This window comes from Kitasatospora sp. NBC_00240 (assembly GCF_026342405.1).
Lineage (GTDB): Bacteria > Actinomycetota > Actinomycetes > Streptomycetales > Streptomycetaceae > Kitasatospora.
In genome coordinates this window covers 7123129-7149871 of the sequence record NZ_JAPEMU010000001.1, presented here as the reverse complement: position 1 = coordinate 7149871, position 26743 = coordinate 7123129, and the positions used below count along the sequence as shown (strand labels likewise).

The window sequence follows — 26743 nt, the reverse complement described above, 5'->3', positions numbered from 1 at the left end:
TGACGGACACACCGAACCAACCGCGCGGGGGCGCCACGAGTGCCCCCGCGCGCGCCCACATCCCCCACCCACGCGGACAACGCACAACGGAGGCCCAGCGGTGCACGATCTACCGCAACAGCTGGCCAACGGCCTGATCCTCGGCGCCCTCTACGGCCTCGTCGCGATCGGCTACACGATGGTCTACGGCATCGTCCAGCTCATCAACTTCGCCCACGGCGAGATCTTCATGGTCGGCGGCTTCGGCGCCCTCACCGCCTACCTCGCCCTGCCCGGCGGCACCACCCTCTGGCTTGCCCTGCCCCTCATGCTGATCGCCGGCATCCTGGTGTCCACCCTGGTCGCCGTCGGCGCCGAGCGCTTCGCCTACCGGCCGCTGCGCACCGCGCCCCGCCTCGCGCCGCTGATCACCGCGATCGGCCTCTCGATCGTCCTCCAGCAGCTCGTCTTCTCGTTCTACCCCGACGCCAAGAAGGCCCGGGTCTTCCCGAAGATCCCCGGCGACCCCTTCCACCTCGCGTCGATCACGATCCAGCGCAGCGACATCTTCCTGATCATCGCCGCCCCGATCTGCATGCTCATCCTCGGCTGGTTCGTCGCCCGCACCCGCTCCGGGCGCGCGATGCAGGCCACCAGCCAGGACCCCGACACCGCCAAGCTCATGGGCATCGACACCGACCGCGTGATCGTGATGGCCTTCGCCATCGGCGCCGCGTTCGCCGCCGTCGCCGCCGTCGCCTACGGCCTGCGCACCGGCCAGATCGACTTCCGGATGGGCTTCATCCTCGGCCTCAAGGCGTTCACCGCGGCCGTCCTCGGCGGCATCGGCAACATCTACGGCGCCATGCTCGGCGGCCTCGCCCTCGGCCTCGCCGAAGGCCTCGCCACCGCCTACATCCAGCACATCCCCGGCATGCACCTCTTCGGTGGCGGCGCCTGGAAGGACGTCTGGGCCTTCGTACTCCTCATCGTCGTCCTCCTCGTCAGGCCCCAAGGGCTGCTCGGCGAGCGCGTCGCGGACAGGGCGTGACCACCATGACCACAGAGATCACCCCGGTCATCCCGGTACCGGAACGCGCCGCCCGGGTCTTCACCGCCCTCGCTGCCGTCGCCACCGCCGGCACCGCCCTCACCGCCTGGACCTGGACCGCCGAATTCCCCGGCGACCTCACGTACTACGGCTCCCCCGCCGGCCTCCAGTGGCTCACCCTCGTCGGCGGCCTGATCACCGCCGTCCTCACCCTGGCCCGCTACGGCATCCCCGGCCTGCGCTGGACCAGCCCCGCCGGCGGCAACAACGGCATCCTGCTGGCCGCCCTCGGCACCGCCGCCGTCAGCTGGTTCTCCATCCTCGCCATCGCCGTCGACCTCGGCGGCCTCGCCAACCTCGAACCCGGCGGCTGGCTGGCCGGCCTCACCTCGCTGCTCGCCGTCACCGGCGCCCTCGGCCTGCCGCTCGACCGCAGGACCGCGGACAGCCTCGACAAGCCGAACTACTGGTGGCTGCTGGCCGGCGGCGTCGGCTACCCGGTGCACCACCTGGTCACCCGGACCCTGCGGCTCGCCAAGATCGAGCGCAAGCTCCCCCCGGCCCGGGAACTGCCCTCCTGGGTCGAGGTCCTGCTGATCATCGCCGCCTTCGCGATCGGCCTGTTCGCCATCACCTTCGGCATCGACACCGAGTACGGCGAGCTCTTCACCGGCTACCTCGTCCTGGCCGGCTTCACCGTCGCCGCCCTCGCCAAGACCGGCCTGCTGCAGCGCCTGCGCGCCCTCACCGTCAAGCACCGCCCGGTCGCCACCGGCGCCGCCTTCTCCGCCGCGGCCGCCTTCCCGTTCACCCAGACCAGCGACCAGTACACCTCCGTCGCGGCGAACATCCTGATCTTCGCCACCGTCGCCCTGGGCCTGAACATCGTCGTCGGCCTGGCCGGCCTGCTCGACCTCGGCTACGTCGCCTTCCTCGGCGTCGGCGCCTACGCCGCGGCCCTGGTCTCCGGCTCCCCCGCCTCGCCCATCCACGTCGCCTTCCCCTTCTGGGCGGCGGCGCTCACCGGCGCGGCAGCGGCAATGATCTTCGGCGTCCTGATCGGCGCCCCCACCCTGCGGCTGCGCGGCGACTACCTCGCCATCGTCACCCTCGGGTTCGGCGAGATCTTCCGCATCACCATGAACAACCTCAACGGGACCACCGGCCCCAACGTCACCAACGGGTCCAACGGCATCCCGCGCATCCCCGACCTGCAGATCCTCGGCTTCGACCTCGGCAAGAAGCACCTGGTCGGCGGCATCGAACTCGGCCGGTTCTCCAACTACTACCTGCTGATGCTGATCATCACCGCCGTCGTCGTGCTGGTCTTCGCCCGCGTCGGCAACTCCCGGATCGGCCGCGCCTGGGTCGCCATCCGCGAGGACGAGACCGCCGCCGAAGCCATGGGCATCAACGGCTTCCGGCTCAAGCTCCTCGCCTTCGCCCTCGGCGCCTGCCTCGCCGGCCTCGCCGGCACCGTCCAGGCCCACGTCAGCTACACCGTCACCCCCGACCAGTACACCTTCGCCGAGGCCCTGCCCCCCAACTCGGCCTTCCTGCTCGCCGCCGTCATCCTCGGCGGCATGGGCACCATCAGCGGCCCCCTGGTCGGCGCCACCCTGCTCTTCCTGATCCCGAAGAAGCTCGAGTTCCTCTCCAACTACCAGCTGCTCGCCTTCGGCGTCGCCCTCATCATCCTGATGCGCATCCGTCCCGAGGGCCTGATCGCCAACCGGCGCAACCAGCTGGAGTTCCACGAGCCGGTGATCCCCGCACAATCCGCACCCGAGGACGCCGTACCTCTCACCAAGGCAGGGGCGTGAACACCGAGATGACCACCACCACCGCCCCGGCCCCGGCCGGGAACACCCTCCTCGACGTCCGCGGCGTCACCATGCGCTTCGGCGGCCTCACCGCCGTCAACAACGTCGACCTCACCGTCTCCGAAGGCGAGATCATCGGTCTGATCGGCCCCAACGGCGCCGGCAAGACCACCTTCTTCAACTGCCTCACCGGCCTGTACGTCCCCACCGAGGGCTCCGTCAGCTACAAGGGCACCCTGCTGCCGCCCAAGCCCCACAAGGTCACCCAGGCCGGCATCGCCCGCACCTTCCAGAACATCCGGCTCTTCGCCAACATGACCGTCCTGGAGAACGTGCTCGTCGGCCGCCACAGCCGCACCAAGGAAGGCCTCTTCTCGGCGATCCTGCGCGGCCCCGGCTACCGCCGCGCCGAGTCCGAGAGCCGCGACCGGGCCATGGAACTCCTGGAGTTCACCGGCCTCGCCGCCAAGGCCGACCACCTCGCCCGCAACCTCCCCTACGGCGAGCAGCGCAAGCTGGAGATCGCCCGCGCCCTCGCCAGCGACCCCGGCCTGCTCCTCCTGGACGAGCCCACCGCCGGCATGAACCCCCAGGAGACCCGCGCCGCCGAAGAACTCGTCTTCGCCATCCGCGACCGCGGCATCGCCATCCTGGTCATCGAGCACGACATGCGGTTCATCTTCAACCTCTGCGACCGCACCGCCGTCCTCGTCCAGGGCCAGAAGATCGTCGAAGGCGACCGCGAAACCGTCCAGAACGACGAACGCGTCATCACCGCCTACCTCGGTGCCCCGCTCGAAGGCACCGGCGCAGCAGCCAGCACGGAGGCCGACCAGTGACCGCGCTCCTCGAGGTCGAGAACCTCCGCGTCTCCTACGGCAAGATCGAAGCCGTCAAGGGCATCAGCTTCACCGTCAACCAGGGTGAGGTCACCACCCTCATCGGCACCAACGGCGCCGGCAAGACCACCACGCTGCGCACCCTGTCGGGCCTGCTCCGGCCGACCGCGGGGAAGATCACCTTCGACGGGCAGCCGTTGAACACCGTCCCCGCGCACAAGATCGTGTCGCTGGGCCTGGCCCACTCCCCCGAGGGCCGGCACATCTTCCCCCGGATGACCATCGAGGAGAACCTCCTCCTCGGCGCCTTCCTCCGCAAGGACCAGGCGGGCATCACCGCCGACGTCGAGCGGGCCTACGGCCTCTTCCCGATCCTGGGCGAGCGCCGCAAGCAGGCCGCCGGCACCCTCTCCGGCGGCGAGCAGCAGATGCTCGCCATGGGGCGGGCGCTGATGTCCCAGCCGAAGCTGCTGATGCTCGACGAGCCCTCGATGGGCCTCTCCCCGCTGATGATGCAGAAGATCATGGCGACCATCGTCGAGCTCAAGGCCTCCGGCACCACCATCCTGCTCGTCGAGCAGAACGCCCAGGCGGCGCTCTCGCTCTCCGACCAGGGCTACGTGATGCAGACCGGCCACATCGTGCTCACCGGCACCGGCGCCGACCTGCTGAACGACGAATCCGTCCGCAAGTCCTACCTCGGCGAGGACTAGCACCCCGGCGGCACGCGAAGAGGCCCGGTCCACCTGGACCGGGCCTCTTCGCGTGCCGCCCTCGGTCACGCCTCGGGCGCGGCCTCCTCGGCCTTCTTCTTGTCCTGCGCGACGCCTTCCTCGATCACGGCCTCCGCGACGGCGGCCATGGTCATCCGGCGGTCCATCGAGGTCTTCTGGATCCAGCGGAACGCGGCCGGCTCGGTCAGCCCGAACTTCGTCTGCAGCACGCTCTTCGCCCGGTCCACCAGCTTCCGGGTCTCCAGGCGCTGGGTGAGGTCGGCGATCTCCTCTTCCAGCGTCCGCATCTCGGTGTAGCGGGAGACCGCCATCTCGATCGCGGGCACCAGGTCGCTCTTGCTGAACGGCTTCACGATGTACGCCATCGCGCCGGCGTCACGGGCCCGGTCGACCAGCTCGCGCTGCGAGAACGCGGTCAGCATCAGGACGGGCGCAAGGTGCGCGGCGTGGATCTGCTCGGCGGCCGACAGGCCGTCCAGGACGGGCATCTTGACGTCCAGGATCGCCAGGTCGGGCCGGAGCTCCTCGACCAGCTTCAGCGCCGTCGCACCGTCGCCGGCCTCGCCGACGACGACATAACCCTCTTCTTCGAGCATCTCCTTCAGGTCGAGGCGGATCAGGGCCTCGTCCTCGGCGATGACAATCCGGGTGATCTGGGACGAATAGGTCTCAAGCGGCTCAGGCTGCTCGTCGGCGGTGCTCACGGGGCTCCTCGTTCCGGCGGGGTACTGCATGCATGAGCCTACCTAGCTGCGCCCTCGGGCGCGCACAGGGTATCCTGCTCGGGCGCGGACCGGCCGGGTTGGTGGAATGGCATACACGGATGTCTCAAACACATCTGCCCGAAAGGGCTTGTGGGTTCGAATCCCACACTCGGCACCCAGATTGACCTTGGATTCAAAGCCGTTACAGGAATCCCGTGTGATTCGCTGGTACGAGTGACGCTTCACGAACAGGTCCACCATCCGGACCCCGGCGTCCCACCCTGGCCGCATGACAGCCAATTCTCTCCGTGATCAAGCCGTCGCCCTTCTCCGCGACGGCACATCGAACGCCGAGGTTGCCCGGCACCTCCGCGTCCCCCTGGGCACCGTCAGCTGGTGGAAGCACCGGGATCTGGAAAAGCGCGGCGAACTTCCCGGGCGAAAGCGCTCCACCTGTCCCCACTGCTACGGCGACCAGCTCGACACGGCCGCGTACAGCTACCTCCTGGGGCTCTACCTGGGAGACGGCCACATCATGTGGCCCAAGCAGCACCGGGTGCCGAATCTGGTGGTCACCTGCGACGACAAGTGGCCCGGGGTCATGGACGCGGCCGAGCAGGCCATGCGGGAGGTCTTCCCGAACAATTCCCCCTGCCGGGTCCGCCGCACCGGTTGCCACGATGTGAAGGTGTACTCCATGCACCTCCCCTGCCTCTTCCCCCAGTGCGGCCCCGGGAAGAAGCACGAACGCCTGATAGCCCTGGCGCCCTGGCAGCAGCGGATCGTCGACGAGCATCCGTGGGGGCTGATCCGGGGCCTGATCCACTCCGACGGCTGCCGCGTCACCAACTGGGCGACCCGTACCGTCAACGGCGTCGTACGGCGGCACGAATACCCCCGCTACTTCTTCACCCAGACCTCCGCCGACATCAGGGGCATCTTCACCGCCGCCCTGGACTCGGTGGGCGTCGAGTGGAAGGCCTCGATCCCTCGCCCGGAGGGTCAGGTCAACGTCTCCGTCGCCCGCAAAGCCTCCGTCGCCCTGATGGACGCGCACATCGGACCGAAGCACTGAACGGCGGCGCGACCCCCGGACATCTGGGGGCCGCGCCGCGTTCACGGCCGGTCCGGCGATCAGTTGTCGAGTTCCCCGACGTGGTGGACCCGGACGAGGTTGGTGGAGCCGGCCAGGCCGGGCGGGGAGCCGGCGGTGATGACGACGATGTCGCCCTTCTGGCAGCGGCCCAGGCCGATCAGGGCGGCGTCGACCTGCTCGACCATCTCGTCCGTGGTGGGGGCGAAGGGGCCGAGGAAGGTCTCGATGCCCCAGGTGAGGGCGAGTTGGCTGCGGACGGCCGGCTCGTAGGTGAAGGCGAGCACGGGGATCGGCGAGCGGTAGCGGGAGAGCCGGCGGGCGGTGTCGCCGCTCTGGGTGAAGGCCACCAGGTACTTGGCGTCGAGGAAGTCGCCGATCTCGGCCGCGGCGCGCGCGACGGCGCCGCCCTGGGTGCGCGGCTTGTTGCTCGCGGTCAGCGGCGGGAGGCCGGCGGCGATGCCTTCCTCCTCGGAGGCCTCGATGATGCGGGCCATCGTGCGGACGGTCTCGACGGGGTACTTGCCGACCGAGGTCTCGCCGGAGAGCATCACGGCGTCGGTGCCGTCGAGGACGGCGTTGGCGACGTCGGAGGCCTCGGCGCGGGTGGGGCGGGAGGCGTTGATCATCGAGTCGAGCATCTGGGTGGCGACGATGACCGGCTTGGCGTTGCGCTTGGCGAGCTTGACGGCGCGCTTCTGGACCAGCGGGACCTGTTCGAGGGGCATCTCCACGCCCAGGTCGCCGCGGGCCACCATGATGCCGTCGAAGGCGTCGACGATGTCGACGAGGTTCTCGACGGCCTGCGGCTTCTCGATCTTGGCGATGACGGGGAGGAAGCGGCCCTCCTCCTCCATCACGCGGTGGACCTCTTCGATGTCGCGGCCGCTGCGGACGAAGGAGAGGGCGATCAGGTCGGCACCGGTCCGCAGGGCCCAGCGCAGGTCGGCGACGTCCTTGTCGCTGAGCGCGGGCACCGAGACGGCGACGCCGGGCAGGTTGAGGCCCTTGTGGTCGGAGACCAGGCCCCCTTCGATCACGGTGCAGTGCACGCGGGGGCCGTCGACCCGGGTGACCTCCAGGCAGACCCGGCCGTCGTCGACCAGGATGCGCTCGCCGCGCGAGACGTCGGCGGCGAGGCCCTTGTAGGTGGTGCCGCAGATGTCGCGGCCGCCGGTCACGTCCTCGGTGGTGATGGTGAACTCGTCGCCGCGTTCGAGAAGTACGGGCCCCTCGGCGAAGGTGTCGAGTCGGATCTTCGGGCCTTGAAGGTCGGCGAGCACGCCGACGCTGCGGCCGGTCTCGTCGGCGGCCTTGCGGACCCGGCGGTAACGCTCCTCGTGCTCGATCTGGGAGCCGTGGCTCAGGTTGAATCGGGCGATGTCCATGCCAGCGTCGACCAGGGCTTTGATCTGGTCGTACGAGTCGGTGGCGGGCCCGAGGGTACAGACGATTTTTGCTCGGCGCATACTGCTGAGCGTAGGCATTACCGGCGCGTAACAACGACGTTCCACCGGTCGGCCTCATGACCGTTGTCGAAAGGTTCGTTGAACAATCTGACACATCGTGATCTCTGCTCCTGTGAGGGTGAGTTGTCCGCCCCGGCGGAGCGCTTCTGGTGCCGTTCCGTGAAGGCTTGTTCACCCCTGGTTCACCCCCCATTCCGCCCGCGCTTCCGGCCCGGCGGGACGCTTCGGATCCGACGGGGATCCCGTGGGACGAGGTCGAGGGGGAATCGTTCGCGATGAGACGTGTGGGCGGTGTGCTCGCCGCGCTGGTGCTGCTGGGCGGAGTGCTGTTCGCGGTGCTGCACCGGGCGCCGGCCGACGACGGGGGGATCACCGTGGTCAAGGGCGTGATCGGCTCCGAGAAGCGGGAGTTCTTCGCCGACCCCGAGGTGGTCGCGGAGCTGAAGGCGCAGCACCTGAGGGTGGACGCGATCACCACGGGGTCCTGGCAGATGGCGGACGCGGATCTGAGCGGCAACGACTTCGCGTTCCCGGCGAGCCTGTCGCCGGCGGAGGAGATCCGGGCCGCCCACAAGGTGTCGGGTGAGCCGGTGCGGCCGTTCTACTCGCCGCTGGTGGTGATCGCGCACGCGCCGGTGGCCGAGGTGCTGCGGAGCAACGGGCTGGCGGCGCGGGCCGAGTCGGGTGTCTGGACGTTCAAGATGGATCAGTATCTGGACGTCGTGCGGCGGGACCGGAACTGGTCGGACCTGAAGGATGTCGCGGGGCATGCGGAGTTGGCCGGTGCGGTGTATGTGACGACGACGGATCCGGCGACGTCGTCGTCGGGGGCGCTGCACCTGGCGGAGGTGTCGTACCTGGCGAACGAGCGCCGGGTGGTGTCGGACGACGCGGGGGTGGGCCGGGTGCGGGACCTGGTCCGCAAGGTGACCGCGATGCAGGGGGACCAGAAGACCAGCAGTGACGGTCCGTTCAAGGATTTCCTGTCGAACGTGGGGAGTCCGCTGGTGCTGGTGTACGAGTCGCAGGTGGCGGCGCTGACGGCGCAGGGGAAGCCGACCGGGGATCTGGTGGTGCTGTACCCGGACACCACCGTTTCGAGTGATCACACGATGGTCGGGTTGACGGACAACGGCAAGAAGCTGGCCGATCTTTTGCGTGACGACGCCAAGCTGCGGGCGCTGGCGGTGCGGTACGGGTTCCGTCCGCAGGGCGATCCGGGCGCGTTCGGGGCGGCGTTGAACGCGAAGGCCGGGCCGGTCTTCGCGTCGGACCTGTCGGCGGCGGGGATCCAGCAGGCGCCGGTTCCCGCGGTCAAGGTACTGAACCAGCTGGTAGCGGCGGCGAAGGGGAAGTGAGGGGGGTGACGGTGTCGAAGCGAACCGTGGCGGGGCGGGTGCTGCTGGCGGGGCTGGCGGTCCTGGTGGCGGGCTGCACCTCGGCGGGGCCCGGGCCGGTGCAGAAGTCCGGCGACCCGGTGGCGCCGACCGCCCAGGCGGGGGTGCTGCGGGTGCTGGCCGGCAGCGAGCTGCAGGACATGGCTCCGGTGCTGGAGGAGGCGAGGAAGGCCACCGGGGTGAGCGTGCAGTTCGCCTGGACGGGGTCGCTGGACGGCGCGGACGCGGTGTCCTCGGGCCGGGCGGACGGCAAGTACGACGCGGTCTGGTTCCCGTCCGACCACTACCTGCGGCTGGACGACGGCGGGAAGGCCAAACTGGCCACCGAGAGCCCGGTGATGGTCTCGCCGGTCGCGGTGGGCGTGCGTACCTCGGTGCTGGGCGAGTTGGGCTGGGGCGACGGGTCCAAGGTGACCTGGGCGCAGGTCGCCGACGCGGCTTCGGCAGGGAAGCTCTCGTACGGCATGTCGGACCCGACGCGTTCCAACTCGGGTTTCTCGGCGCTGGTGGCGGTCGCCTCCGCGTTCTCGGGTGCCAATTCGGCGCTGACCGACGCGGACGTGCAGAAGGCCACCCCCTCGCTGAAGCAGTTCTTCGCCGGGCAGAAGCTGACCTCGGGGTCGTCCGGCTGGCTGGCGCAGGCGTACGGCCGGGCCGAGCCGGGCCGGATCGGGGCACTGGTCAACTACGAGTCGGTGCTGCTGTCGATGAACCGGACGCTGCCGGCGGACGCGCAGCTCACGGTGGTGCGCCCGACGGACGGGGTGGTGTCGGCGGACTATCCGCTGGCGCTGCTGGCCTCGGCCGGGCAGCGGGAGCGGGAGTCGTTCCAGCGGCTGACCGCCTACCTGCTGAAGGAGGACGTGCAGCGGAAGATCTCCGAGACGACGCTGCGGCGGCCGGTCACGCCCGGGGTGGCGCCGGCGGCGGGGCTGCCGGCCGACCGGCGGCGCGAGCTGCCGTTCCCCGGCAGCAAGGCGGTCGCGGACGGGCTGCTGGCCTCGTACCAGAACGAGCTGCGGCGGCCGTCGCGGACGGTGTACGTGCTGGACACCTCGGGGTCGATGTCGGGCGGCCGGCTGGCCTCGCTGAAGTCGGCGATGGCGCGGCTCACCGGCTCGGACGACTCCCGGGGGACGACGCGGTTCCGGGACCGTGAGGAGGTCACGCTGATCTCCTTCGCGTCCAAGGTGAAGTCGACGAAGACGCATTCGGTGCCGGCGCAGGACTCGAAGGCGGAGCTGGCCTCCATCGACCGGGACGTGCAGGCGCTGGGTGCGGACGGCGGTACGGCGGTCTACAGCTCGCTGGAGGAGGCGTACCGGGTGATCGACCGCCAGCAGTCGACGGCGAAGGACGACCGGTTCACCTCGATCGTGCTGATGACGGACGGGGAGAGCAACGAGGGGGCGTCGGCGGACGACTTCAAGTCGTTCTACCAGGGCCTGCCGTCCTCGGGGCGGGCGGTGCCGGTGTTCCCGATCCTGTTCGGGGACGCCGCGAAGGGGCAGTTGCAGGGGATCGCGGACGTGACCGGCGGCAAGTTGTTCGACGGGACGGGGTCGCTGGAGGGCGCGTTCGAGGAGATCCGTGGCTACCAGTAACCGGGTGCTGGCCTACCTGGAGTCGGCGCGCAACCTGGCCGGGTGCGCGGGGGGCGCGCTGGGCCTGGTGCTGCACTTCACGGGGGTGGCGGGGCCGTGGTGGCCGGGGGCGGTCGCGGGGCTGTACGGCCTGGGGGCGCTGCTGGCCCCGGGTCGCCGGCCCCGTGCCGGGGCGAGTGGCGGGGCTGCGGGCGGCGCGGCGGGCGGGTCCGTCGCCGGGCGGGTCGCGGCGCCGGGCTCGGTGTTGTCGCCGGAGGTGGCGGCCGAGCCGGCGGCCGTCCTGGGCGAGGCCCCGGTGCTCGCCGGGCCGGGTACGGGCGGCGGACCGGTCGTCGTCACGCCGGTCGCGCCGGTCGTACCGGCGGCCCCGGCGGCCGCTCCCGGTACGGCGCTGCGGGCCACCCTGACGGAGCTGGAGGCGTACCTCGCCGATGCCGACCTGCCCTGGTCGGCCGGGGTCGGCGAGCTGCTGGCCGAGCTCGGCCGACGGGCCCGGACCGGCCGGGCGGCCGCCTCGCTGCGGGCCGCCGAGCGGGTGGCGGCCGAGGAACTGCCACTGGCGGTGGACGGATACCTGCGGGCGCGGGCCTGGGAACGCTGGGGCCCGGCGGGCGGGGTCGACCCGGCGCTGGCACTGGGCCGTGCGGTGGCCCGGCTGACGGCGGCGCTGGGATAGGCCCGCGCGGGTGACGGCGCCGGATCCACTACGGCCGGGGGCTGCCCGGTCGGGCGCGTCCGCCGGACGCCCGGGGCCTCGCCGGGCGTGCCGGCCCGGGCGGCCCCGAGGGTCTCCCGGCGCGCCTCGGACTCTTCGACGAGCAGGCGATCGCCTGCCGGATCGTCCGTCCGACCGACCCTCGGCGGGACGGACCGGCCGCCGATCCCCTGCTGCGCGGCGGCACTGCGACATGATTGCTGCCCGACACCTCGACAACGGGAGACCACCGTGACCAGCGGCACGACCACCGCCCCGGGCACCGACGGGGCGAGCGCCCGTCCCCTCGACCAGGTCGTGCTGGAGCGCACCAGCATCCCCGAGCGGGTGGCCGCCGTCCTCCGCTCCTGGATCGCCGAGGCCCGGCTGCCTCCGGGTGTCCGGCTGTCGGAGGAGAGGATCTGCGCGGAGCTGGCGATCTCCCGCAACACCCTGCGCGAGGCGTTCCGCCTGCTCACCCACGAGCGCCTGCTGCTGCACCGGCTCAATCGCGGGGTCTTCGTCCGGGTCCTCGGCGTCGAGGACGTCGAGGACCTGTACCGGGTGCGCAAGCTGGTGGAGCCGGCCGCCGTCCGCGAGCTGCGGGGCCGCCCGGCGGGCCTGGACCGGGTGGCCGCCGCGCTGGCCGAGGCGGACGCGGCCGGCGCCCGGCAGGACTGGTTCGGGCTGGGCACCGCCGACCTGCACTTCCACCGGGCCCTCACCGCCCTGGCGGGCAGCCCCCGGGTGGACGAGCTGATGGACCGGGTGCTCGCCGAACTGCGTCTGGTCTTCCACGTGGTGCCCGACCTGCGGAGCTTCCACCAGCGCTGCCGGGAGGAGAACCGGCGGATCCTGGCGCTGCTGGAGGCGGGCGACGGCGCGGGAGCCGCCGAGGCCCTGACCGGATGCCTGGACAGCGCCGAGCGGGAGCTGGTCACCGCGTACCGGGAGCGGCCCCGGGCCTCGCTCTGAACCCTCCGCCCCGGGGCCCGGCCGGCCTCCGGCCCGATCGGACGTCGGCCGGGTACCCGTAATGAGGTCCGGGCCTTCCTGGCGCGAAGGGGTCCGGGCCTTCCTGGCGCGAAGGGGTCCGGGCCTTCCTGGCGCGAAGGGGTCCGGGCCTTCCTGGCGCGAAGGGGTCCGGGCCGTCCTGGCGCGGCCCCTCGGATGCCGCCGCCACCGTCGCCGGGCCCCGGGACGTGCCTCCGCACCCCCGCGGAGCACGGCGGACCTGCCCGAAGGGGCAGTGCGGGCCGCCCCCGATGACGGCCGAACGTCCCTGGTGGGCGCCGGCCGGGGCGGGGATGCTGTGGCCCGGCAGCGGCTCCAGCCGCGCCGGAGAGGATCCACCCCGGTGAGTGCAAGCGAGACCCCCGCCCGTCCGGCCCGAGGCACCTGCGCGGATTGCGGCGCCGAGGCCTCGTCCGACCGCACGTTCTGCGAGGACTGCGGGGCGTTCCTGAGCTGGACGGCGCAGCCCGCACCCGCGGGCGGGCGGCCGGCGAACGCCCCGGCCGCCCCGTCGGCGGAGGCCGAGGCCCCGGCCGCCTCCCTGGTGACCGCCACCGCTCCCGCCGCAGCGGGCACGACCGGCGCGACCACCTCCCCCGCACCGGCCGCCGCCGCACCGTCCGCGACGGCGACGGGAGGCCCCGCGGTCGGCGCGCCGGAACGGGAGGCGGAGACCACCGAGTTGCCGCCGGTCCCCGTCGACGCCGCGGCCCGGGTACCCGCGCCGGCGCCGGCGACCGAGCGGGCCCGTGCGCTGCTCGTCCCGGTCGCCGAGGCGCCGGCCGCGCCGCCCGCCGACCCGGCGGTGGCCCCGGTGCTGCCCGGCCGGCCCGAGGAGGCCCGGCCGAGGGTCCGCGGCACCGCCGAGGAGCCCGAGTTCGACGGCGCCACCTGCCCGTGGTGCGCCACCTCCAACCCGCCGGAACGGCACTTCTGCCGCCGCTGCGGCGCCCAGTTCGCCACCCGTGACGAGGCCGGCGCGGCGCCGCTCCCCTGGTGGCGGCGACTGTTCGGCGGCGACGGCGGCGAGGCCCCGTGGGCGGGCCAACGGCCGCGACTGCGGCGGGGGTTCGGGCGGACGGCCCGGCTCGCCCTGCTGGCCGGCCTGGTGGTGCTGGTGCTGGTGGCCGGGCTGATCTGGGCCGGGCCGGCGGTGGACGCGGTGAACGATCATTTCGCGAAGCGGGTGCCGATCGATCCTGTGGCGGTGACCGCGTCAAGGTCGTACGAGGGACACGGACCCGAACTCACCATCGACAAGATCTCCAACTCCTGGTGGGGCACCGGCATCGAGGGCGACAGTGCCGGTGAGTGGCTGGAGGCCGGCTTCGGCCGGCCGGTGCGGCTGCTCGACCTGGTGATCACCCCGGGCGCGTCCGCCGACGCCGCGCAGCAGCTGGCGCAGGCCCGGCCGCGCCAGCTGGAGCTGCTGATCACCGATGTGGACGGCCGGACGGTGACCCGGCAGGTCGAGCTGACCGGCGACGGCGCGCAGCGGGTGAAGCTGCGGGCGGGCCGGGTGACCAAGGTGCGGCTGGTGCTGCGCAGCGCGTTCGGGGTGGCGGCGGGCAAGCAGGTGGCGGTCGCGGAGGTCGAGTTCTTCGGCCGCAAGACGTCCGGTTCGTCGTGATCCACGAGGTGGACGAGGCGCTGTCGGCCCTGCTGGGGGCGGAGATCCTGGGGACGACGGGTGTGGAGGTGCTGTTCGACGCGCCGACCCGGGAGTGGGCGGCGCGGCGCAACGGTCCGACGGTGAACGTCTTCCTGTACGACATCAAGGAGGACCCGTCCCGGCGGGAGCACGGCCGCAGACGTGAACTCGGCGCTTCGCGCGGCGAGTTGTTGGCGGAGCACGAGCCACCCCGGTGGTTCGCGCTGTCGTACCTGGTGACGGCCTGGACGAAGCGGCCGCAGGACGAGCACCGGCTGTTGTCGGTGCTGCTGTCGGGCCTGATCGGGCGGCCGGCGCTGGAGCCGGAGCGGCTGTCCGGGGCGCTCGCGCAGCTGGGGCTCCCGCTGCCGTACACGGTGGCGGCGCCGCCGGCCGGCAGCCGGGGGTTGGCGGATGTGTGGTCGGCCCTGGGCGGGGAGTTGAAGCCCTCGCTGGACCTGGTGGTGACGGCCCCGATCGCCGGTGCCCGCAGGCTGCCGGCGGCTCTGGTGACGGACGCCCTGCTGCTGGGCATCACCGACGCCGGCGGCGGGGAGGGGGCGGCGCGGGAGGTACGTCGGCCGCGTTTCGAGGACGAGCCGTCGGCGCCGGCGCGGTCGGCGGAGCCGATGGGCGCCCGCCGCGCCCGGGGGGCGGGCGCGCGGGCGGCGAAGCCCGGGGGGATCGCGCGGTGAGCGGCCCCGGGACTACGTACCTGGTCCGCAGGCTGGCGCTGGTGGAGCGGCGGGTGCGGCGGGCGGTGGCGGCCCGGCGGGACGGTGATCCGCAGCCGGACGACTCCTTCCGGGGGATGTACCTCTCGCCGGAGGCGGCGGAGCGGCTGCTGGCTCGCAGGCACCCGGACGGGGGTGCGGCGGAGCCCGCCGAGCGGGGGCCGGAGCAGCGGGGGTCGGAGGAGCTGGCTCCGGAGGAGCGGCCGGAGGAGTCGTCGGCGTGGGCCCCTGCGGAGGGGGAGTCCGCGGGGGCCGAGGCCGAGGCCTGGGCGGACGAGGCGGAGGCCTGCGGCGCCGTCCTGCCCCTGCGCGCCCTGGTGCGGAGTTTCGGCCTGTCGGCGATGGACGTGGAGTTGCTGCTGATCACGCTGTTGCCGGACGCCGATGCCCGGTTCGAGCAGCTCTACGGCTACCTGAACGACGACGTGACCCGGCGGCGGGCGTGCGCCGCGCTGGCTTTCGAACTGCTGGGGGTCCCGCCGCTGGACGCCGCCGCGCGGGCCCGGCTGGCTCCCGGCTCGCCGCTGCTGGCCGGCGGCCTGCTGCTGGTGGAGGAGGGCGAACGGCCCTTCCTCGGAAGGTCGTTGCGGGTGCCGGACCGGGTGACCGCGCATCTGCTGGGGGACGGCGCCGCCGATCCGGCGCTGCGGGGGCTGCTCAGGCCGGTCCACGTCGCGGAGGTGGCGGGTGCCGGGCGGCTCGCCGCGGCGCTGGCCGCCGGTGTGCGGCTGGCCTACCTGCGGGAGCGGCCGGGCGGTTCGGCGTCCGCGCTGGCGGTGGCGGCGCTGGCCGGGGCCGGCCGGGCCGCGCTCTGCCTCGATCTGACCGCGCTGGCCGCCGAGCCGCACCCGGAGGCGGTGCTCCCGGCGCTGTCCCGTGAAGTCCGGCTGCTGGACGGCGGGTTGGTGGCGGGGCCGGTGGAGGCCCTGGAGGGCGACGGCCGCCCTGAGCAGGCACGGCTGCTGCGGGAGCTGGCCCGACTGCCGGTACCGGTCCTGCTGACCGGCACCGGCGCCTGGGATCCGCTCCGGGCCGACGACAGCCCGCTGCTGATGACGGCCGGACAGTTCACCCCCGCGGAGCGCGCGGAGCTGTTCGAGGCGGCCCTGGACGGCGCCCCCGTCGACCCGGAGCTGGACCTCGCCCATGCCCTGGCGCCCTACCTGCTCACCCCGGACCAGGTGCGGCGGGCGGCCGCCGCCGCCCGCCGGCAGGCCCTGCTGGGCGACGGCGACGCGGACGGCCCCGGCCAGGACTCCCCCGGCGGCGCGCCGGTCGCCCTGCGGCACCTGCGGGCGGGGGTCCGGAGCCAGAACGCGGCGGGCCTGGAGCGCCTCGCCCGCCGGGTGGAGCCGGCGGTGGGCTGGGCGGACCTGGTGCTGCCGGAGGCCACCGGCCGGGAGCTGGGCGAGCTGGCGCTCCGGGCCCGGCACCGCGACCAGGTGCTGGGCCGGTGGCGGATGCGGCCGGGCGGCGGGCGCGGGCGCGGGGTGATGGCCCTGTTCGCGGGCGACTCGGGGACGGGCAAGACCATGTCGGCGGAGGTGGTCGCGGCCGATCTCGGCCTGGACCTCTACGTGGTGGACCTCTCCACGGTGGTGGACAAGTTCGTCGGCGAGACCGAGAAGAACCTGGAGCGGATCTTCACCGAGGCGGCCGGTGTCAACGGGATCCTGCTGTTCGACGAGGCCGACGCGATCTTCGGCAAGCGCTCGGAGGTGAAGGACGCCCACGACCGCTACGCCAACATGGAGAGCGCCTACCTGCTGCAGCGGATGGAGTCCTTCGACGGCATCGCCGTCCTCACCACCAACCTGCGGGCCAACCTGGACGAGGCGTTCACCCGCCGCCTGGACGTCATCGTCGACTTCCCCGTCCCCGACACGGAGCAGCGCCGGGCCTTGTGGGACCGCTGCCTGGGCCCGGACATCCCGCGCGCCGACGACATCGACCTGGCCTTCTGCGCCCGGTTCGAGCTGGCCGGGGGTTCGATCCGGGCCTGCGCGGTGACGGCCGCCTACCTGGCGGCGGAGGCGGGGCGGCCGGTGGCGATGACGGACCTGGTGGCGGCCGTCCGGCGGGAGTACCGCAAGCTCGGCCGGCTGGTCCTGCCGCACGAGTTCGGGAGGTGGGCGTGACGGCGGGCGGCCGGGCGGCCGGCTCGTGCGTGACGGCGGCGGGCGGACGTCCCGGCCCGGGACGGGATCCGGCCGGCCCGTGCGGAGCGGGCGTGACGGTGGGCGGCAGGCCCGTTCCCGTGCCTTGCCCGGGGCCCCGGGGCGCCGGCCGGCCCCGCGCCGACCTTGCCGTAGGCGCCGGCCAGCTGCCCGATCGGGCAGCTCACGCTGCCCCCGACGGGTGACGGACAGCCGTTCACCCGGGGCCCGGGACAGGACAGGCTTCGTGGTGGACCAGAGCCACCGTCGAAGGAGTACCGAGCATGCCGCAGTACCTGTCGCCCGGGGTGTACGTGGAGGAGGTCCACAGCGGGCCCCGTCCGATCGAGGGGGTCGGGACCTCCGTGGCCGCCTTCGTCGGGTTCGCCGAGAAGGGCCCGTTCCACACCCCGAGCCTGGTGACGACCTGGAGCCAGTACGTCCAGCTGTTCGGCGGCTTCGTCGAGGGTTCGTACCTGGCGCACTCGGTGTACGGGTACTTCGCGAACGGCGGCGGCATCGCGTACGTGGTGCGGGTCGGGGCCGAGGGCGCGGCCGAGGGCGGCGCGGCCCGGGCTTCGCTGGCCAAGGGCGGGCGGGGCGCCGCGAAGGAGCTGCCGACCGGGGAGCCGGTGGCCTTGGGCTCGTTCAGGATCGCCGCCCGGGCCGGTGTCGAGGGTGAGATCACCGTCGAGGTCACCGACGCGGACGGCGAGGCGCCGGCCGAGGACCGCTTCAAGCTGGTGGTGGCGCAGGCCGGCAAGCCGGTCGAGACCTTCGACGTGTCGGCGAAGAAGAGCGCCCGCAACTACGTGGTGACACAGGTGCGGGAGCGTTCCGCGCTGGTCATGGTGGAGGAGGCGGCGAGCGCGAGCGGCGCGCTGACCCGCCCGCAGAAGCAGACGCTGACCCTCGCGGTGCCGGCCGGCCCGGCCGAGGTCGTCCCGGCGGGGATCTCGGTCGCCGAGTACGTGGGCGACGCGGAGGCCCGGACGGGCTTCGCGGGCCTGGAGGCGATCGACGAGATCACCATGCTGGCGGTGCCGGACCTGATGGCCGCGCACCAGCAGGGCCAGATCGACGCCGAGGGCGTCAAGGCCGTCCAGCTGGCGATGATCACGCACTGCGAACTGATGGGCGACCGGGTCGCCGTGCTGGACCCGCTGCCCGACCTGACCCCGCGCCAGGTCCGCGAGTGGCGGCAGGAGGGCGCCGGCTACGACTCCAAGTACGCGGCGCTGTACTACCCGTGGATCAAGGTCTTCGACCCGGCGAGCGGCCAGAACCGGTACGTGCCGCCGAGCGGCCACATGCTGGGCGTCTGGGCCCGCAACGACGCCGAGCGCGGCGTGCACAAGGCGCCGGCCAACGAGGTGGTGCGCGGGGCGATCGACCTGCAGACCAACGTCACCAAGGGTGAGCAGGACCTGCTCAACCCGATCGGCGTGAACTGCATCCGGGCCTTCCCCGGGCGCGGCATCCGGGTCTGGGGCGCCCGTACCCTCGCCTCGGACCCGGCCTGGCGCTACATCAACGTGCGGCGGCTCTTCAACTACCTGGAGGAGTCGATCCTGCTGGGCACCCAGTGGACCGTCTTCGAGCCGAACGACGAGCTGCTGTGGATCAGCATCCGGCGCGACATCTCGGCCTTCCTGCTGGAGGAGTGGCGGCGCGGGGCGCTGTTCGGGGCGACCGCCGCGCAGGCGTTCTACGTGAAGTGCGACGCCGAGACCAACCCGCCGGAGTCGGTGGACCTCGGGCAGGTCGTCTGCGAGATCGGCATCTGCCCGGTGAAGCCCGCCGAGTTCGTGGTCTTCCGGCTGGCGCAGTTCTCCGACAGCACCAGCCTCGTCAACGAGTAGTACCCCCCTCCCCCGGGGCCGCGTCGCCCGAGCACGGCGCCGCGGCCCGGGGAACGATCCGAACCGAATGAGCAGAGAGGCGGTATCCGCACATGGCCGACACAGCCGGCATGGCGATCGCGACCCACATCTTCACCGTGCAGCTGGGCGCGTACGAGGTCGAGACGGTCCAGGAGGTCAGCGGGCTCTCCTTCGAGCTGGACGCCATCGACCACTTCGAGGTGACCAAGACCGGCCAGCTGGTGGTCCGCAAGCTCGCCGGTGCCCGCAAGGGCGGCGAGGTGACGATCAGCCGCGGTCTCGGCGCGAGCGACGAGTTCACCAAGTGGCTGGACGAGTCCTTCATCAAGGGCAACGTCAACGCGGCGCGGCAGTCCCTGTCGATCATCGTCAAGGACACCGAGAACAAGCCGGTGCGCACCATCAACCTGAAGAACGCCTGGGTGAAGAAGTGGGAGGGGCCGAACCTCAAGGCCGGTGAGTCCCAGGCCGCCGTGGAGAAGGTCACCGTCGTCTTCGAAGACGTCGTACTCCTGTGAGGCGCCGGTCCGTGGCCGGGGCCCCGGTCCGCCCGGACGAGGACGAGTTCTCCGAGCCCGAGCAGGAGGGGTTCGGCGCTCCGGCGCCGGCCCGCCCGGCTCCGGCGGCGCCGCCGGAGCGGTTCCGGACGGAGTTCGAGTTCGAGCTGCCGCGGGGGTACCTGGACCGCAACGGCGTGCTGCACCGCACCGGGGCGATGCGCCTGGCCACCGCCCGGGACGAACTGATGCCGCTGATCGACCTGCGGGTGAAGAACAACCCGGCGTACCTCACGGTCGTCCTGCTCGGCTCGGTGATCACCCGGATCGGCAGCCTCGTCACCCCGGGCGGCCAGGTGGTGGAGGAGCTGTTCGCCTCCGACCTGGCCTTCCTGCAGGACTTCTACCGGCGGATCAACGCGGAGGGGCACACCCGCGCGGCGGTCACCTGCCCGTCCTGCGAGTCCCCCTTCGAGGTCGACCTCGCCGGGGGGCGCCTGGGGGAATCGTGACGTACGCGACCGACCGCCTGTACGAGGAGATCGCGTACATCGCCTACCACTTCCACTGGGAGCAGGACCGGCTGCTCGACCTGACCCATCCGGACCGGATCCGCTGGGTGCAGGAGATCGCCCGGATCAACGCACTTATCAACGAAGGGTAGTGAGGGATCGTGGCACTGCGGGACCGGCTGGGGCGACGTCGCCCGACGGGCGAGCCGGCGGCTGCCACGCCCTCACCGGCGTCGTCCGGCCCGGAGAGTACGGCGGTTGCGGGCCCCGGGGGTACGGGCTCCGCGGGCTCCGGCCCGGCCGGTACGGACTCCGCGGGTCCGGGCCCCGCGGACGGGGTCGGCGGCGGGCAGCGGGCCCACGGCGCCTGGCGCCGGCTCCCCGCCGTGCAGCGGGCATCGGCGGCACCCGCCCTGATCAGCGACCCGACCGCCTTCGAGGGACGGCTCGCCACCCGCCAGAATCCCCTGTTCCACGGCCGCCTGGGCCATCTGGTCAGCCCGCAGGCACCTTCCGGCGTGCTGCACGGCCTGCTGCGACCCGTCCCCGGCCGGGCCGTCCAGCGGGCCACGGACGCCGCGCTGCCGCTGGTCCACCCGGAGGAGCCGGACCCGGCCGAGCACCCGACGGACGGCCCGCCCGGGACCGGTACGGAGTCGTGGGCCCCGACAGCCCCGACGGCCCCGACGGCCCCGACCGTGTCGGCGGGACGGGGGCCGGCGGGCGGTACCGGTGCGGGTGGTCGCGGTACGGGCAGTCCCGGTGCCGGCGGTCCCGGTGCGCAGCGGGCGGCCGACGTGCCGACGGCGGGCGCCGGGCCGCTGGTGCAGCGGTCGAGTCGGGCGGGATCGTCCGGGCCTTCGGGTCCGTCCGCATCGTCCGTACCGTCCGCGCCGGCCCACGCTGCGGCCTCCGCCCCGGCGGGGGCGACAGGGAGCGACCGGGCGGCCGGCAGGCCCGTCCCGCAGCCTGGCCGGCAGCTCGTCCAGCCGGTAGTCCCGAAGGTCGCACCGGCAGGGCCGTCGCCGGCGCAGCCGCGTCCGGCGATGCCGCTGCCCCGGCTCGCGGTGCAGCGGGCGGCCGTCAGTGCGGCCGGGCAGGCCGGTGCCGGTATGCCGCATGCCGGTGGACCCGCCACCGGTGGCCCCGGTGTGGGCCGGGCCGCGGCGGGCCGGCCTGCGGCGGCCGGCCGCTCGCTGTCCGTGGCGCACCAGGTGCCGGTCCAGCCGCGCCGGCTCAGGGCCCTGCCGAAGGCGGCGGCCGGGCCTGCCCTCCCGAACTCCGCGGGCCCCATCCCCCGGGGGCCCGCGGACCCCGTCCGCAGCACGCTCGGCGGGCCCGGTTCGGAGTCCTCGCCGGGGCCGGCGCCGACAGCCGGTCCCGGCGACACCGCTGCGACCTCCGACCCGGTCCGGTCCGGCGGGCCGGTCATCCCCGGCACTCCGGTCGGGCCCGTCGCCCCGATCGGGCCGGTCCGTCGCAGTGCCGGCCGACGGGCCGGGCTCGGCGAACCGCTCACCACACTGCCGCCCACCGCGCTGCCGGCGGCGGACGCCCCGGCGGGTGCGTCCGCCGCTCCGGCGGGCACCTCCGTCCTGCCCATCGGTCCGGACCGGGCCGGCGGCGACCAGGGGGTGCCGCCCGTACAGCGTTCGGTCCGACCGGCGGCACCGAGCCCCGACCCGCAACCTGCCCGGATCCTCCCGCCGGCGCAGGCGACCGCCGCCGATCGGCCGAACGCCGGTGCCGCCGGAGCCATCGGTGCGGCGCGCCCGGCGGCCGGCGCGGACGGCTCCCACGGCGGCCCCGACCGCCCGCTGGTCCAGCGGAAGGCCGAGGGTGCCCGGACGCCGGACGCGAGCGGCCACGCCACCGCGCCCGCGGCTCGCGGCGCGGCACCGGTGTCCGCCTCCACCCCCGCCTCCACGTCCACGTCCGCACCCCGCTCCGCCTCGGCCGGGCTCCCCGGGGCACCCGGGGGGACGACCACGGCTGCCGGCGCCGGTGGGGCTCCGGGCGGGGCCGCTCGGGCCGCGGCGCCGGCCCCGGTGGTGCAGTTGCTGGCGGACCGTCCGCTGACCTCGCTGCTCACCGGTGAGCCGGTGTCCGGCGCGAGCATCGCGCCGACCGGCCCCGCCGTCGTACCGCTCCGGTGGGTCCGGCCGACGGGCGGGTCCGGTGAGTCGGGCGGGTCCGGCGAGTCGGGTGGGTCCGGCGAGTCGGGTGGATGGGCTGGACCGGGCGCTTCGCCTGCCGGGCCTGCGGACGGGAGTCCCGCCCCGGCCGGCATCACCGGAGCAGGTGCCGCTGCCGCCGTCCCTCCCGTCCAGCGCTCGCGGTCCGGCGGCAACCCGCCGCCCGGCAGCGCGCCCGGCGGCCCCGGCGCCTGCGCATCGCGCCCGGACCGGTCCACCGCCGTCACTCCCCCGGCCGGGCCGGCGCAGGGCGGTCGACCCGGCGGCACCCGCGGGATCTCGCGCCTCGTCCAGCGTCGGGCGACCGCCGCGGAGCGGCCGTCCGGGCCGACGGGCCCGTCCGGCACCCCGGTCGGCGCAGGCACCCCGGTCGGCACCGGGGGCACGGGCAGCCCGGCCGACGCGGCTCAGCCGCCGGGCCGTTCCGCGACATCCACCGCGGCGGGCCGGCCGGCCCCCGGTTCCACCACGGGTGGGCGCACCGGCACCGGCGCCCGCACCGACACGGCCCCGGCCTCCGCCGGAGGCGGCGGACGACGCCTGGTCCAGCGGCTGCGCCGTGGAGCTGAGGCTCGCCCCGAACGCGGGGCGCAGTCGGCCGGCACGCCTCTCGTCCCCCCGTCCGCCCACGGCACGCCGCCGGTCCAACGGGCCGATCGGCGTGCTCCGGGCACCGGTGAGCCGGCGCCCGCCGCGGCGCCGCTCCGGCCCGCCGCGCCCGCCACCCTGGCGGCGGCCCCGTACGCCGCCGACCCGACGGTCCAGCGCTCGGCGGGCCCTGCGGCGCCCACCGCCCCCGGCGCGCTCCCCGTGCCGGTTCAGCCGGCTCCGCCGAAGTCGGCGGCGGGCACCGGGCACCCCGTCCTGCCGGCAGCGGCTCCGCAGCGGGGCGGCTGGTCCGGCGGGCCGCCGGTCCCGCGTTCGGCGACCCCCACCGGCGCGGTGGGAGGCCCCGGCCTCAGCACGCCCCTCGTCGTGCCGACCGGGATCGGCCCGGCACCGGCGACGGCCCTGACCCCGCTCCTCGCCGCACCCGCCACACCCGCCACACCCGCCGCACCCGCCGCACCCGCCTCGCCCGTCGCGCCCGTCGCGGCGACAACAGCACCGGCGGGCCCGGCCGTGCAGCGCCGGGCGGCCGGAGCACCACCGGCCGCCGTCGGTCCGGTGGTCGTGCAGCGGCGCCCGGACCCGGTGCCCGCAGCCGCGCCGGAACCGCCCCGGGCCACCGGGGGCCGGCCGGCAGGGGGTTCGACCACGGTGGGTCTCTTCGGCGCGCCGGTCGCCCCCACGGACGCACTCGCCGGCGGCGAGGTGGGCCCGCCCGGCCCCGGGCCGGCCACCCAGGTGGCGGCCGGCCAGGCCCTGTCCACGGCGCCGCTGCCGGACCGGACACCGCTGCCGGACCCGGCGCTGCTGCTGGAGTCGCTGGAGCGCCGCCACCTGGACGACCTGGCGCGCCGGCTCGCCGAACCGCTGGGGCGGTTGTTCCGGTCGGAGCTGCGGCTGGGCCGCGAGCGTGGCGGCCGGCTGCTGGACGGCGGACGGTGACCGGTCCGCCCGCTCGGCCGGGGGCTCCGCCGTCGTCCGACGCCCTCCCGCCCCGACCCCACCCCCGACCACCCCCGACCGCCTCCGCCCGCCCCGGCCCGCCCCGGGCGCACCCGTACGTCGTCACCGCTGACAGGAAGATCCCGACCGTGACCCTCCCCTACCCCGGTACCAGCGTCCATTTCCAGCTGCAGATCAGCGGGATCGACCTGGGCGACTTCTCGACGTGCAGCGGGCTCGGCGCCCAGGTGGAGGTCGAGCAGCGTGCCGAGGGCGGCAACAACTCCTTCGTCTGGCAGCTGCCGACCAGGATCACGTACCCGAATGTGACGCTCTCCCGGGGGCTCACCCCCGACACGGCGAAGGTCTCCCGGTTCCTGGCCACACTGCCGACCCAGGTGACCCGGGGCAGTGCGCAGATCACCGCGTTGACACCGCAGTTGACGGCCGGGCCGGTGCTGGCCAGCTGGGCCCTGCGGGAGGTGATCGTGGTCCGCTGGACGGGCCCGAGCTTCGATCCGTCCCGGTCCGAGGTCGCCACCGAGAGCATCGAACTGGCCCATCACGGCTTCCTCTGACCGGCCCGCCGGCCCCGGCCCCCACCGGGTGACGAGCCACCAGAGACCAGCAGCGACCACCAGCAGCGGACCCAGGAGAAGCAGCCGATGCAGACCACCCCTTCGAAGGCGACGCTCACCGCGTACGAGCCGCCGCCCAAGCCGGGGGCCCCGCCGGGGGGCCGGCTCGGTCCGGAGATCAGGTTCCAGTTCAATCCGAACACCCTGTCGCTGAGCAAGGGCGCGCAGTGGCGGCAGAACCTGATCCGGGGCGGCGAGGAGACCGGCGTGCCGGAGTTCATGGGAGCCCAGCCACGGCAGTTGACGGTGGAGCTGTTCCTGGACGCGACCGCGACCCGGGACGACAGTGTGGCCAAGTCGGTGGAGACGCTGCTGGGTTGGTGCGCCCCGACACCGGCGAGCATCGCCGCGAAGGCGCCGAGCGCGCCCCGGGTGATGTTCGCCTGGGGGTCCTTCGAGAGCGTGAAGTTCTTCGGGTACCTGGGGAATGTGAGCGCGACGTACTCGCTGTTCGACCCGAGCGGGCGGCCGCTGCGGGCCACCTGCCAGGTGCAGGTGACGGAGTCCGGGGAGCCGACGCCGGGGCAGAACCCGACCTCGGGGGCGCTGAACGCGCGGCGGGTGCACCGCCTGGTGGCGGGCGACAGCCTGGAGCTGCTGGCGTACCAGGAGTACGGCGACGCGACGGCGTGGCGGCGGATCGCGGAGGCCAACGGCATCGACGACCCGATGCGGCTGCGGCCGGGCGCGGAGCTGCTGGTGCCGGCGGCCGCCGAGTCGAGGGCGGGGTAGCGGGCGATGTCGCTGGGTGCGAACACCAACGCGTTCGTGATCGGCTGCCCCGGGCCGCTGCCGGCGCCGTGGCCGGGGATGCCGACGGAGGTGCAGGTCCAGGAGAGCGGGGGGCTGCCGGCGGTCGCCGTGGTGCGGTTCCTCGATCCCGGCCGCGACCTGCTGGCGCAGACCGGCATCACGGTCGGCGGGAAGTTCACCGTGCAGGTGAAGCCCGGGGACGAGACCGCGCTGCTGCCGCTGTTCACCGGTGAAGTGGTCTCGCTGGAGGCGGAGTTCGACGGGGCGGGCAGCTTCACCACGGTGCGGGCGCTGGACGTGTCGCACCGGCTGCAGCGGGGCCGGCGGATCGCCGGCTACCGCAACAGCACCGCGTCCGAGGTGGCCGCCCAGCTGGCCTCGGCGGCGGGCGTGCCGCTCGGCACGGTGGACGCGACCCGGACGGTGTACGAGTACCTGACCCAGCCGAACGTCTCGGACTGGGAGTTCCTGCGCACACTGGCGGTGGAGAACGGCCGCGAACTGGTGGTCGCGGACGGCCTGCTGCACTTCCGCGACCCGGTGCCGGCCACCTCGGCGCCGGGGCTCGCCACCCGGCCGGAGCAGAGCCCGTACGTGCTGGAGCTCGGCCGTAACGTGCTGGCCGTCCGGGCGGCGGTGTCCTCGGTCGGGCAGGTGTCCACGGTGGAGGTGCGCGGCTGGGACGTCGCCCGCAAGGTGGCGGTGGTCGCGGACACGCCCGTGACCCCCAGCACGGAACTGCAGCTGGGCCTGACCCCGCAGCAGGCGGTGGCCGCCTTCCCGCCGGCCCGGCTGCTGGTGGCGGACGTCCCGTACCGGACGGCGGCCGAGGCGACGGCGGTGTCCACCGCGCTGGCGGCCGACACCGCGGCCGCGCTCGGCGAGCTGGAGATCACCGTGCGCGGCAATCCGCACCTGCGGGTGGGCGTGCCGGTCACACTGAGCTCGGCGGGCGCGCCCTTCGACGGCAAGTACACGATCACGGCGGCCCTGCACGCGGACCTGCGCGGCCTCGGCTACGAGACCCGGCTGACGGTCAGCGGCCGCCAGGACCGCAGCTGGTACGGGCTCACCTCGGGCGCCTCGGCGGCGGCCCGCCCGGCCCGGATCCCGTCGGTGGCCACCGGCGTGGTGGTCGACATCATGAAGCCCGGCGAGACCCCGCTCTCCGGCTACCGGGGCCAGGAGAAGCAGGCCTGGGTGAAGCTGAAGTTCCCATGGCTGTCGGACAGTTCGGGCGGCGGCGAGGCGTACGTCAGCGACTGGGCCCGGACGGTGCAGCTGGGCGGGGTGCGCGGCGGCGGGCTGGTCTGCCCGGAGATCGGCGACGAGGTGCTGGTCGCCTTCGAGCAGGGGCTGCTGGACCGCCCCTACGTGCTCGGCGGCCTGTACAACGGCGCCGACCTGCCCTCCCCCGACGCCACCCCGCTGACCGACGGCCTCGGGCGGGTCAACCGGCGTTCGCTGGCCTCGCGCAGCGGGGACCGCCTGGAGCTGCTGGACAGCGCGTACGCCGAGCAGGGCGTACGGCTGCGCAGCGGCGACGACCGGCTGACCGTCCACCTGGACCGGCAGCGGACCGAGATCACCGTGCACAGCGACGGGACGGTGACGGTGACGGCCGGCAAGCAGGTCACCGTGCGGGGCGAGGGGATCACCCTGGACGCCGGCGCCGGGGAGCTGAAGCTCACCGGGCGCAGCGTCTCGGTGCGGGGCACCACCGACGTCACGGTCAAGGCCGCGACGATCCATCTGAACTGAGGACAGGCCGT

22 protein-coding genes and 1 tRNA gene are annotated in these 26743 nt (G+C 74.0%); 21 read left to right on the top strand and 2 right to left on the bottom strand.

The window, feature by feature from the left end; all coding sequences use genetic code 11:
- The first annotated feature begins 100 nt into the window (after nt 1-100).
- From OG689_RS30610 to OG689_RS30595, 4 genes are read left to right on the top strand one after another with little or no spacing between them, the layout of a single operon-like run.
- On the top strand, nt 101-1030 hold the full coding sequence (locus tag OG689_RS30610) for a branched-chain amino acid ABC transporter permease (RefSeq protein WP_266324088.1): 930 nt from the start codon (nt 101-103) through the stop codon (nt 1028-1030).
- A gap of 5 nt (nt 1031-1035) precedes the next feature.
- Nucleotides 1036-2853, top strand: coding sequence for a branched-chain amino acid ABC transporter permease (locus tag OG689_RS30605; protein WP_266324087.1), 1818 nt, complete (start codon nt 1036-1038; stop codon nt 2851-2853).
- An 8-nt stretch (nt 2854-2861) separates the two neighbouring features.
- On the top strand, nt 2862-3692 hold the full coding sequence (locus OG689_RS30600) for an ABC transporter ATP-binding protein (protein ID WP_266327534.1): 831 nt from the start codon (nt 2862-2864) through the stop codon (nt 3690-3692).
- Nucleotides 3689-4405 carry an ABC transporter ATP-binding protein gene (locus OG689_RS30595; protein WP_266324086.1) on the top strand — a complete coding sequence of 239 codons (717 nt, stop codon included), beginning with the start codon at nt 3689-3691 and terminating at the stop codon, nt 4403-4405. Before OG689_RS30600 ends, OG689_RS30595 begins: the two co-directional genes overlap by 4 nt.
- A gap of 65 nt (nt 4406-4470) precedes the next feature.
- Here the strand turns inward: OG689_RS30595 and OG689_RS30590 are convergent, their stop codons facing one another.
- On the bottom strand, nt 4471-5130 hold the full coding sequence (locus OG689_RS30590) for an ANTAR domain-containing response regulator (RefSeq protein WP_073921958.1): 660 nt from the start codon (nt 5128-5130) through the stop codon (nt 4471-4473).
- 92 nt (nt 5131-5222) lie between these two features.
- On the opposite strand from OG689_RS30590, the gene OG689_RS30585 reads away from it, so the two are divergent.
- A tRNA-Leu gene (locus OG689_RS30585) sits at nt 5223-5305 on the top strand.
- Between the two features lie 114 nt (nt 5306-5419).
- Nucleotides 5420-6205, top strand: coding sequence for a helix-turn-helix domain-containing protein (locus OG689_RS30580; RefSeq protein ID WP_266324085.1), 786 nt, complete (start codon nt 5420-5422; stop codon nt 6203-6205).
- Nucleotides 6206-6264: 59 nt separating this feature from the next.
- Here OG689_RS30580 and pyk read toward each other — a convergent pair whose 3' ends face one another.
- Nucleotides 6265-7692, bottom strand: a complete 1428-nt coding sequence (pyk, locus tag OG689_RS30575; RefSeq protein ID WP_266324084.1) for a pyruvate kinase — start codon at nt 7690-7692, stop codon at nt 6265-6267.
- Nucleotides 7693-7985: 293 nt separating this feature from the next.
- Between pyk and OG689_RS30570 the strand changes: the two genes are divergently transcribed.
- The 15 genes from OG689_RS30570 to OG689_RS30500 all read left to right on the top strand — a co-directional run bounded on the left by OG689_RS30570 (nt 7986) and on the right by OG689_RS30500 (nt 26732).
- Entirely contained in the window at nt 7986-9050 is a 1065-nt protein-coding gene (locus OG689_RS30570) for a hypothetical protein (RefSeq protein ID WP_266324083.1), read from the top strand.
- A gap of 11 nt (nt 9051-9061) precedes the next feature.
- Nucleotides 9062-10693 (top strand): extracellular solute-binding protein, encoded by a 1632-nt coding sequence (locus OG689_RS30565; protein ID WP_266324082.1) that lies wholly within the window; start codon nt 9062-9064, stop codon nt 10691-10693.
- Nucleotides 10680-11369: a hypothetical protein gene (locus OG689_RS30560; RefSeq protein WP_266324081.1), complete on the top strand. Its 690-nt coding sequence runs from the start codon at nt 10680-10682 to the stop codon at nt 11367-11369. Before OG689_RS30565 ends, OG689_RS30560 begins: the two co-directional genes overlap by 14 nt.
- Nucleotides 11370-11639: 270 nt before the next feature.
- A complete protein-coding gene (locus tag OG689_RS30555) occupies nt 11640-12362 on the top strand; it encodes a GntR family transcriptional regulator (RefSeq protein ID WP_266324080.1) in 723 nt (240 codons plus the stop codon).
- A gap of 382 nt (nt 12363-12744) precedes the next feature.
- Nucleotides 12745-14031: a zinc ribbon domain-containing protein gene (locus tag OG689_RS30550; RefSeq protein ID WP_266324079.1), complete on the top strand. Its 1287-nt coding sequence runs from the start codon at nt 12745-12747 to the stop codon at nt 14029-14031.
- Nucleotides 14028-14747 (top strand): DUF4255 domain-containing protein, encoded by a 720-nt coding sequence (locus OG689_RS30545; protein ID WP_266324078.1) that lies wholly within the window; start codon nt 14028-14030, stop codon nt 14745-14747. The genes OG689_RS30550 and OG689_RS30545 overlap by 4 nt, the downstream gene beginning before the upstream one ends.
- Nucleotides 14744-16924 carry an ATP-binding protein gene (locus OG689_RS30540; RefSeq protein ID WP_266324077.1) on the top strand — a complete coding sequence of 727 codons (2181 nt, stop codon included), beginning with the start codon at nt 14744-14746 and terminating at the stop codon, nt 16922-16924. The genes OG689_RS30545 and OG689_RS30540 overlap by 4 nt, the downstream gene beginning before the upstream one ends.
- A 302-nt stretch (nt 16925-17226) precedes the next feature.
- Complete coding sequence (locus OG689_RS30535; protein WP_266324076.1) at nt 17227-18804, top strand: phage tail sheath subtilisin-like domain-containing protein; 1578 nt, start codon at nt 17227-17229, stop codon at nt 18802-18804.
- Nucleotides 18805-18896: 92 nt separating this feature from the next.
- Nucleotides 18897-19343: a phage tail protein gene (locus OG689_RS30530; RefSeq protein WP_266324075.1), complete on the top strand. Its 447-nt coding sequence runs from the start codon at nt 18897-18899 to the stop codon at nt 19341-19343.
- Between the two features lie 11 nt (nt 19344-19354).
- Entirely contained in the window at nt 19355-19834 is a 480-nt protein-coding gene (locus OG689_RS30525) for a hypothetical protein (protein WP_266324074.1), read from the top strand.
- On the top strand, nt 19831-19986 hold the full coding sequence (locus OG689_RS30520) for a DUF6760 family protein (protein WP_266324073.1): 156 nt from the start codon (nt 19831-19833) through the stop codon (nt 19984-19986). Before OG689_RS30525 ends, OG689_RS30520 begins: the two co-directional genes overlap by 4 nt.
- Nucleotides 19987-23004: 3018 nt before the next feature.
- The gene (locus OG689_RS30515; protein ID WP_266324072.1) at nt 23005-23580 is read left to right on the top strand and encodes a hypothetical protein; all 576 of its coding nucleotides are present in this window, start codon (nt 23005-23007) and stop codon (nt 23578-23580) included.
- A gap of 149 nt (nt 23581-23729) precedes the next feature.
- Nucleotides 23730-24158: a phage tail protein gene (locus OG689_RS30510; protein WP_266324071.1), complete on the top strand. Its 429-nt coding sequence runs from the start codon at nt 23730-23732 to the stop codon at nt 24156-24158.
- Nucleotides 24159-24245: 87 nt separating this feature from the next.
- Nucleotides 24246-24950: a LysM peptidoglycan-binding domain-containing protein gene (locus OG689_RS30505; RefSeq protein ID WP_266324070.1), complete on the top strand. Its 705-nt coding sequence runs from the start codon at nt 24246-24248 to the stop codon at nt 24948-24950.
- 6 nt (nt 24951-24956) lie between these two features.
- The gene (locus OG689_RS30500) at nt 24957-26732 is read left to right on the top strand and encodes a VgrG-related protein (RefSeq protein WP_266324069.1); all 1776 of its coding nucleotides are present in this window, start codon (nt 24957-24959) and stop codon (nt 26730-26732) included.
- The last annotated feature ends 11 nt before the right edge of the window (nt 26733-26743 follow it).

Excerpts from the sequence above, each read along its gene's own strand:
- OG689_RS30605 (WP_266324087.1), top strand. The coding sequence starts at position 1,036 with ATGACCACAGAGATCACCCCGGTCATCCCGGTACCGGAACGCGCCGCC.
- OG689_RS30600 (WP_266327534.1), top strand. The coding sequence starts at position 2,862 with ATGACCACCACCACCGCCCCGGCCCCGGCCGGGAACACCCTCCTCGAC.
- OG689_RS30580 (WP_266324085.1), top strand. The coding sequence starts at position 5,420 with ATGACAGCCAATTCTCTCCGTGATCAAGCCGTCGCCCTTCTCCGCGAC.
- pyk (WP_266324084.1), bottom strand. The coding sequence starts at position 7,692 with ATGCGCCGAGCAAAAATCGTCTGTACCCTCGGGCCCGCCACCGACTCG.
- OG689_RS30535 (WP_266324076.1), top strand. The coding sequence starts at position 17,227 with ATGCCGCAGTACCTGTCGCCCGGGGTGTACGTGGAGGAGGTCCACAGC.
- OG689_RS30530 (WP_266324075.1), top strand. The coding sequence starts at position 18,897 with ATGGCCGACACAGCCGGCATGGCGATCGCGACCCACATCTTCACCGTG.
- OG689_RS30505 (WP_266324070.1), top strand. The coding sequence starts at position 24,246 with ATGCAGACCACCCCTTCGAAGGCGACGCTCACCGCGTACGAGCCGCCG.
- OG689_RS30500 (WP_266324069.1), top strand. The coding sequence starts at position 24,957 with ATGTCGCTGGGTGCGAACACCAACGCGTTCGTGATCGGCTGCCCCGGG.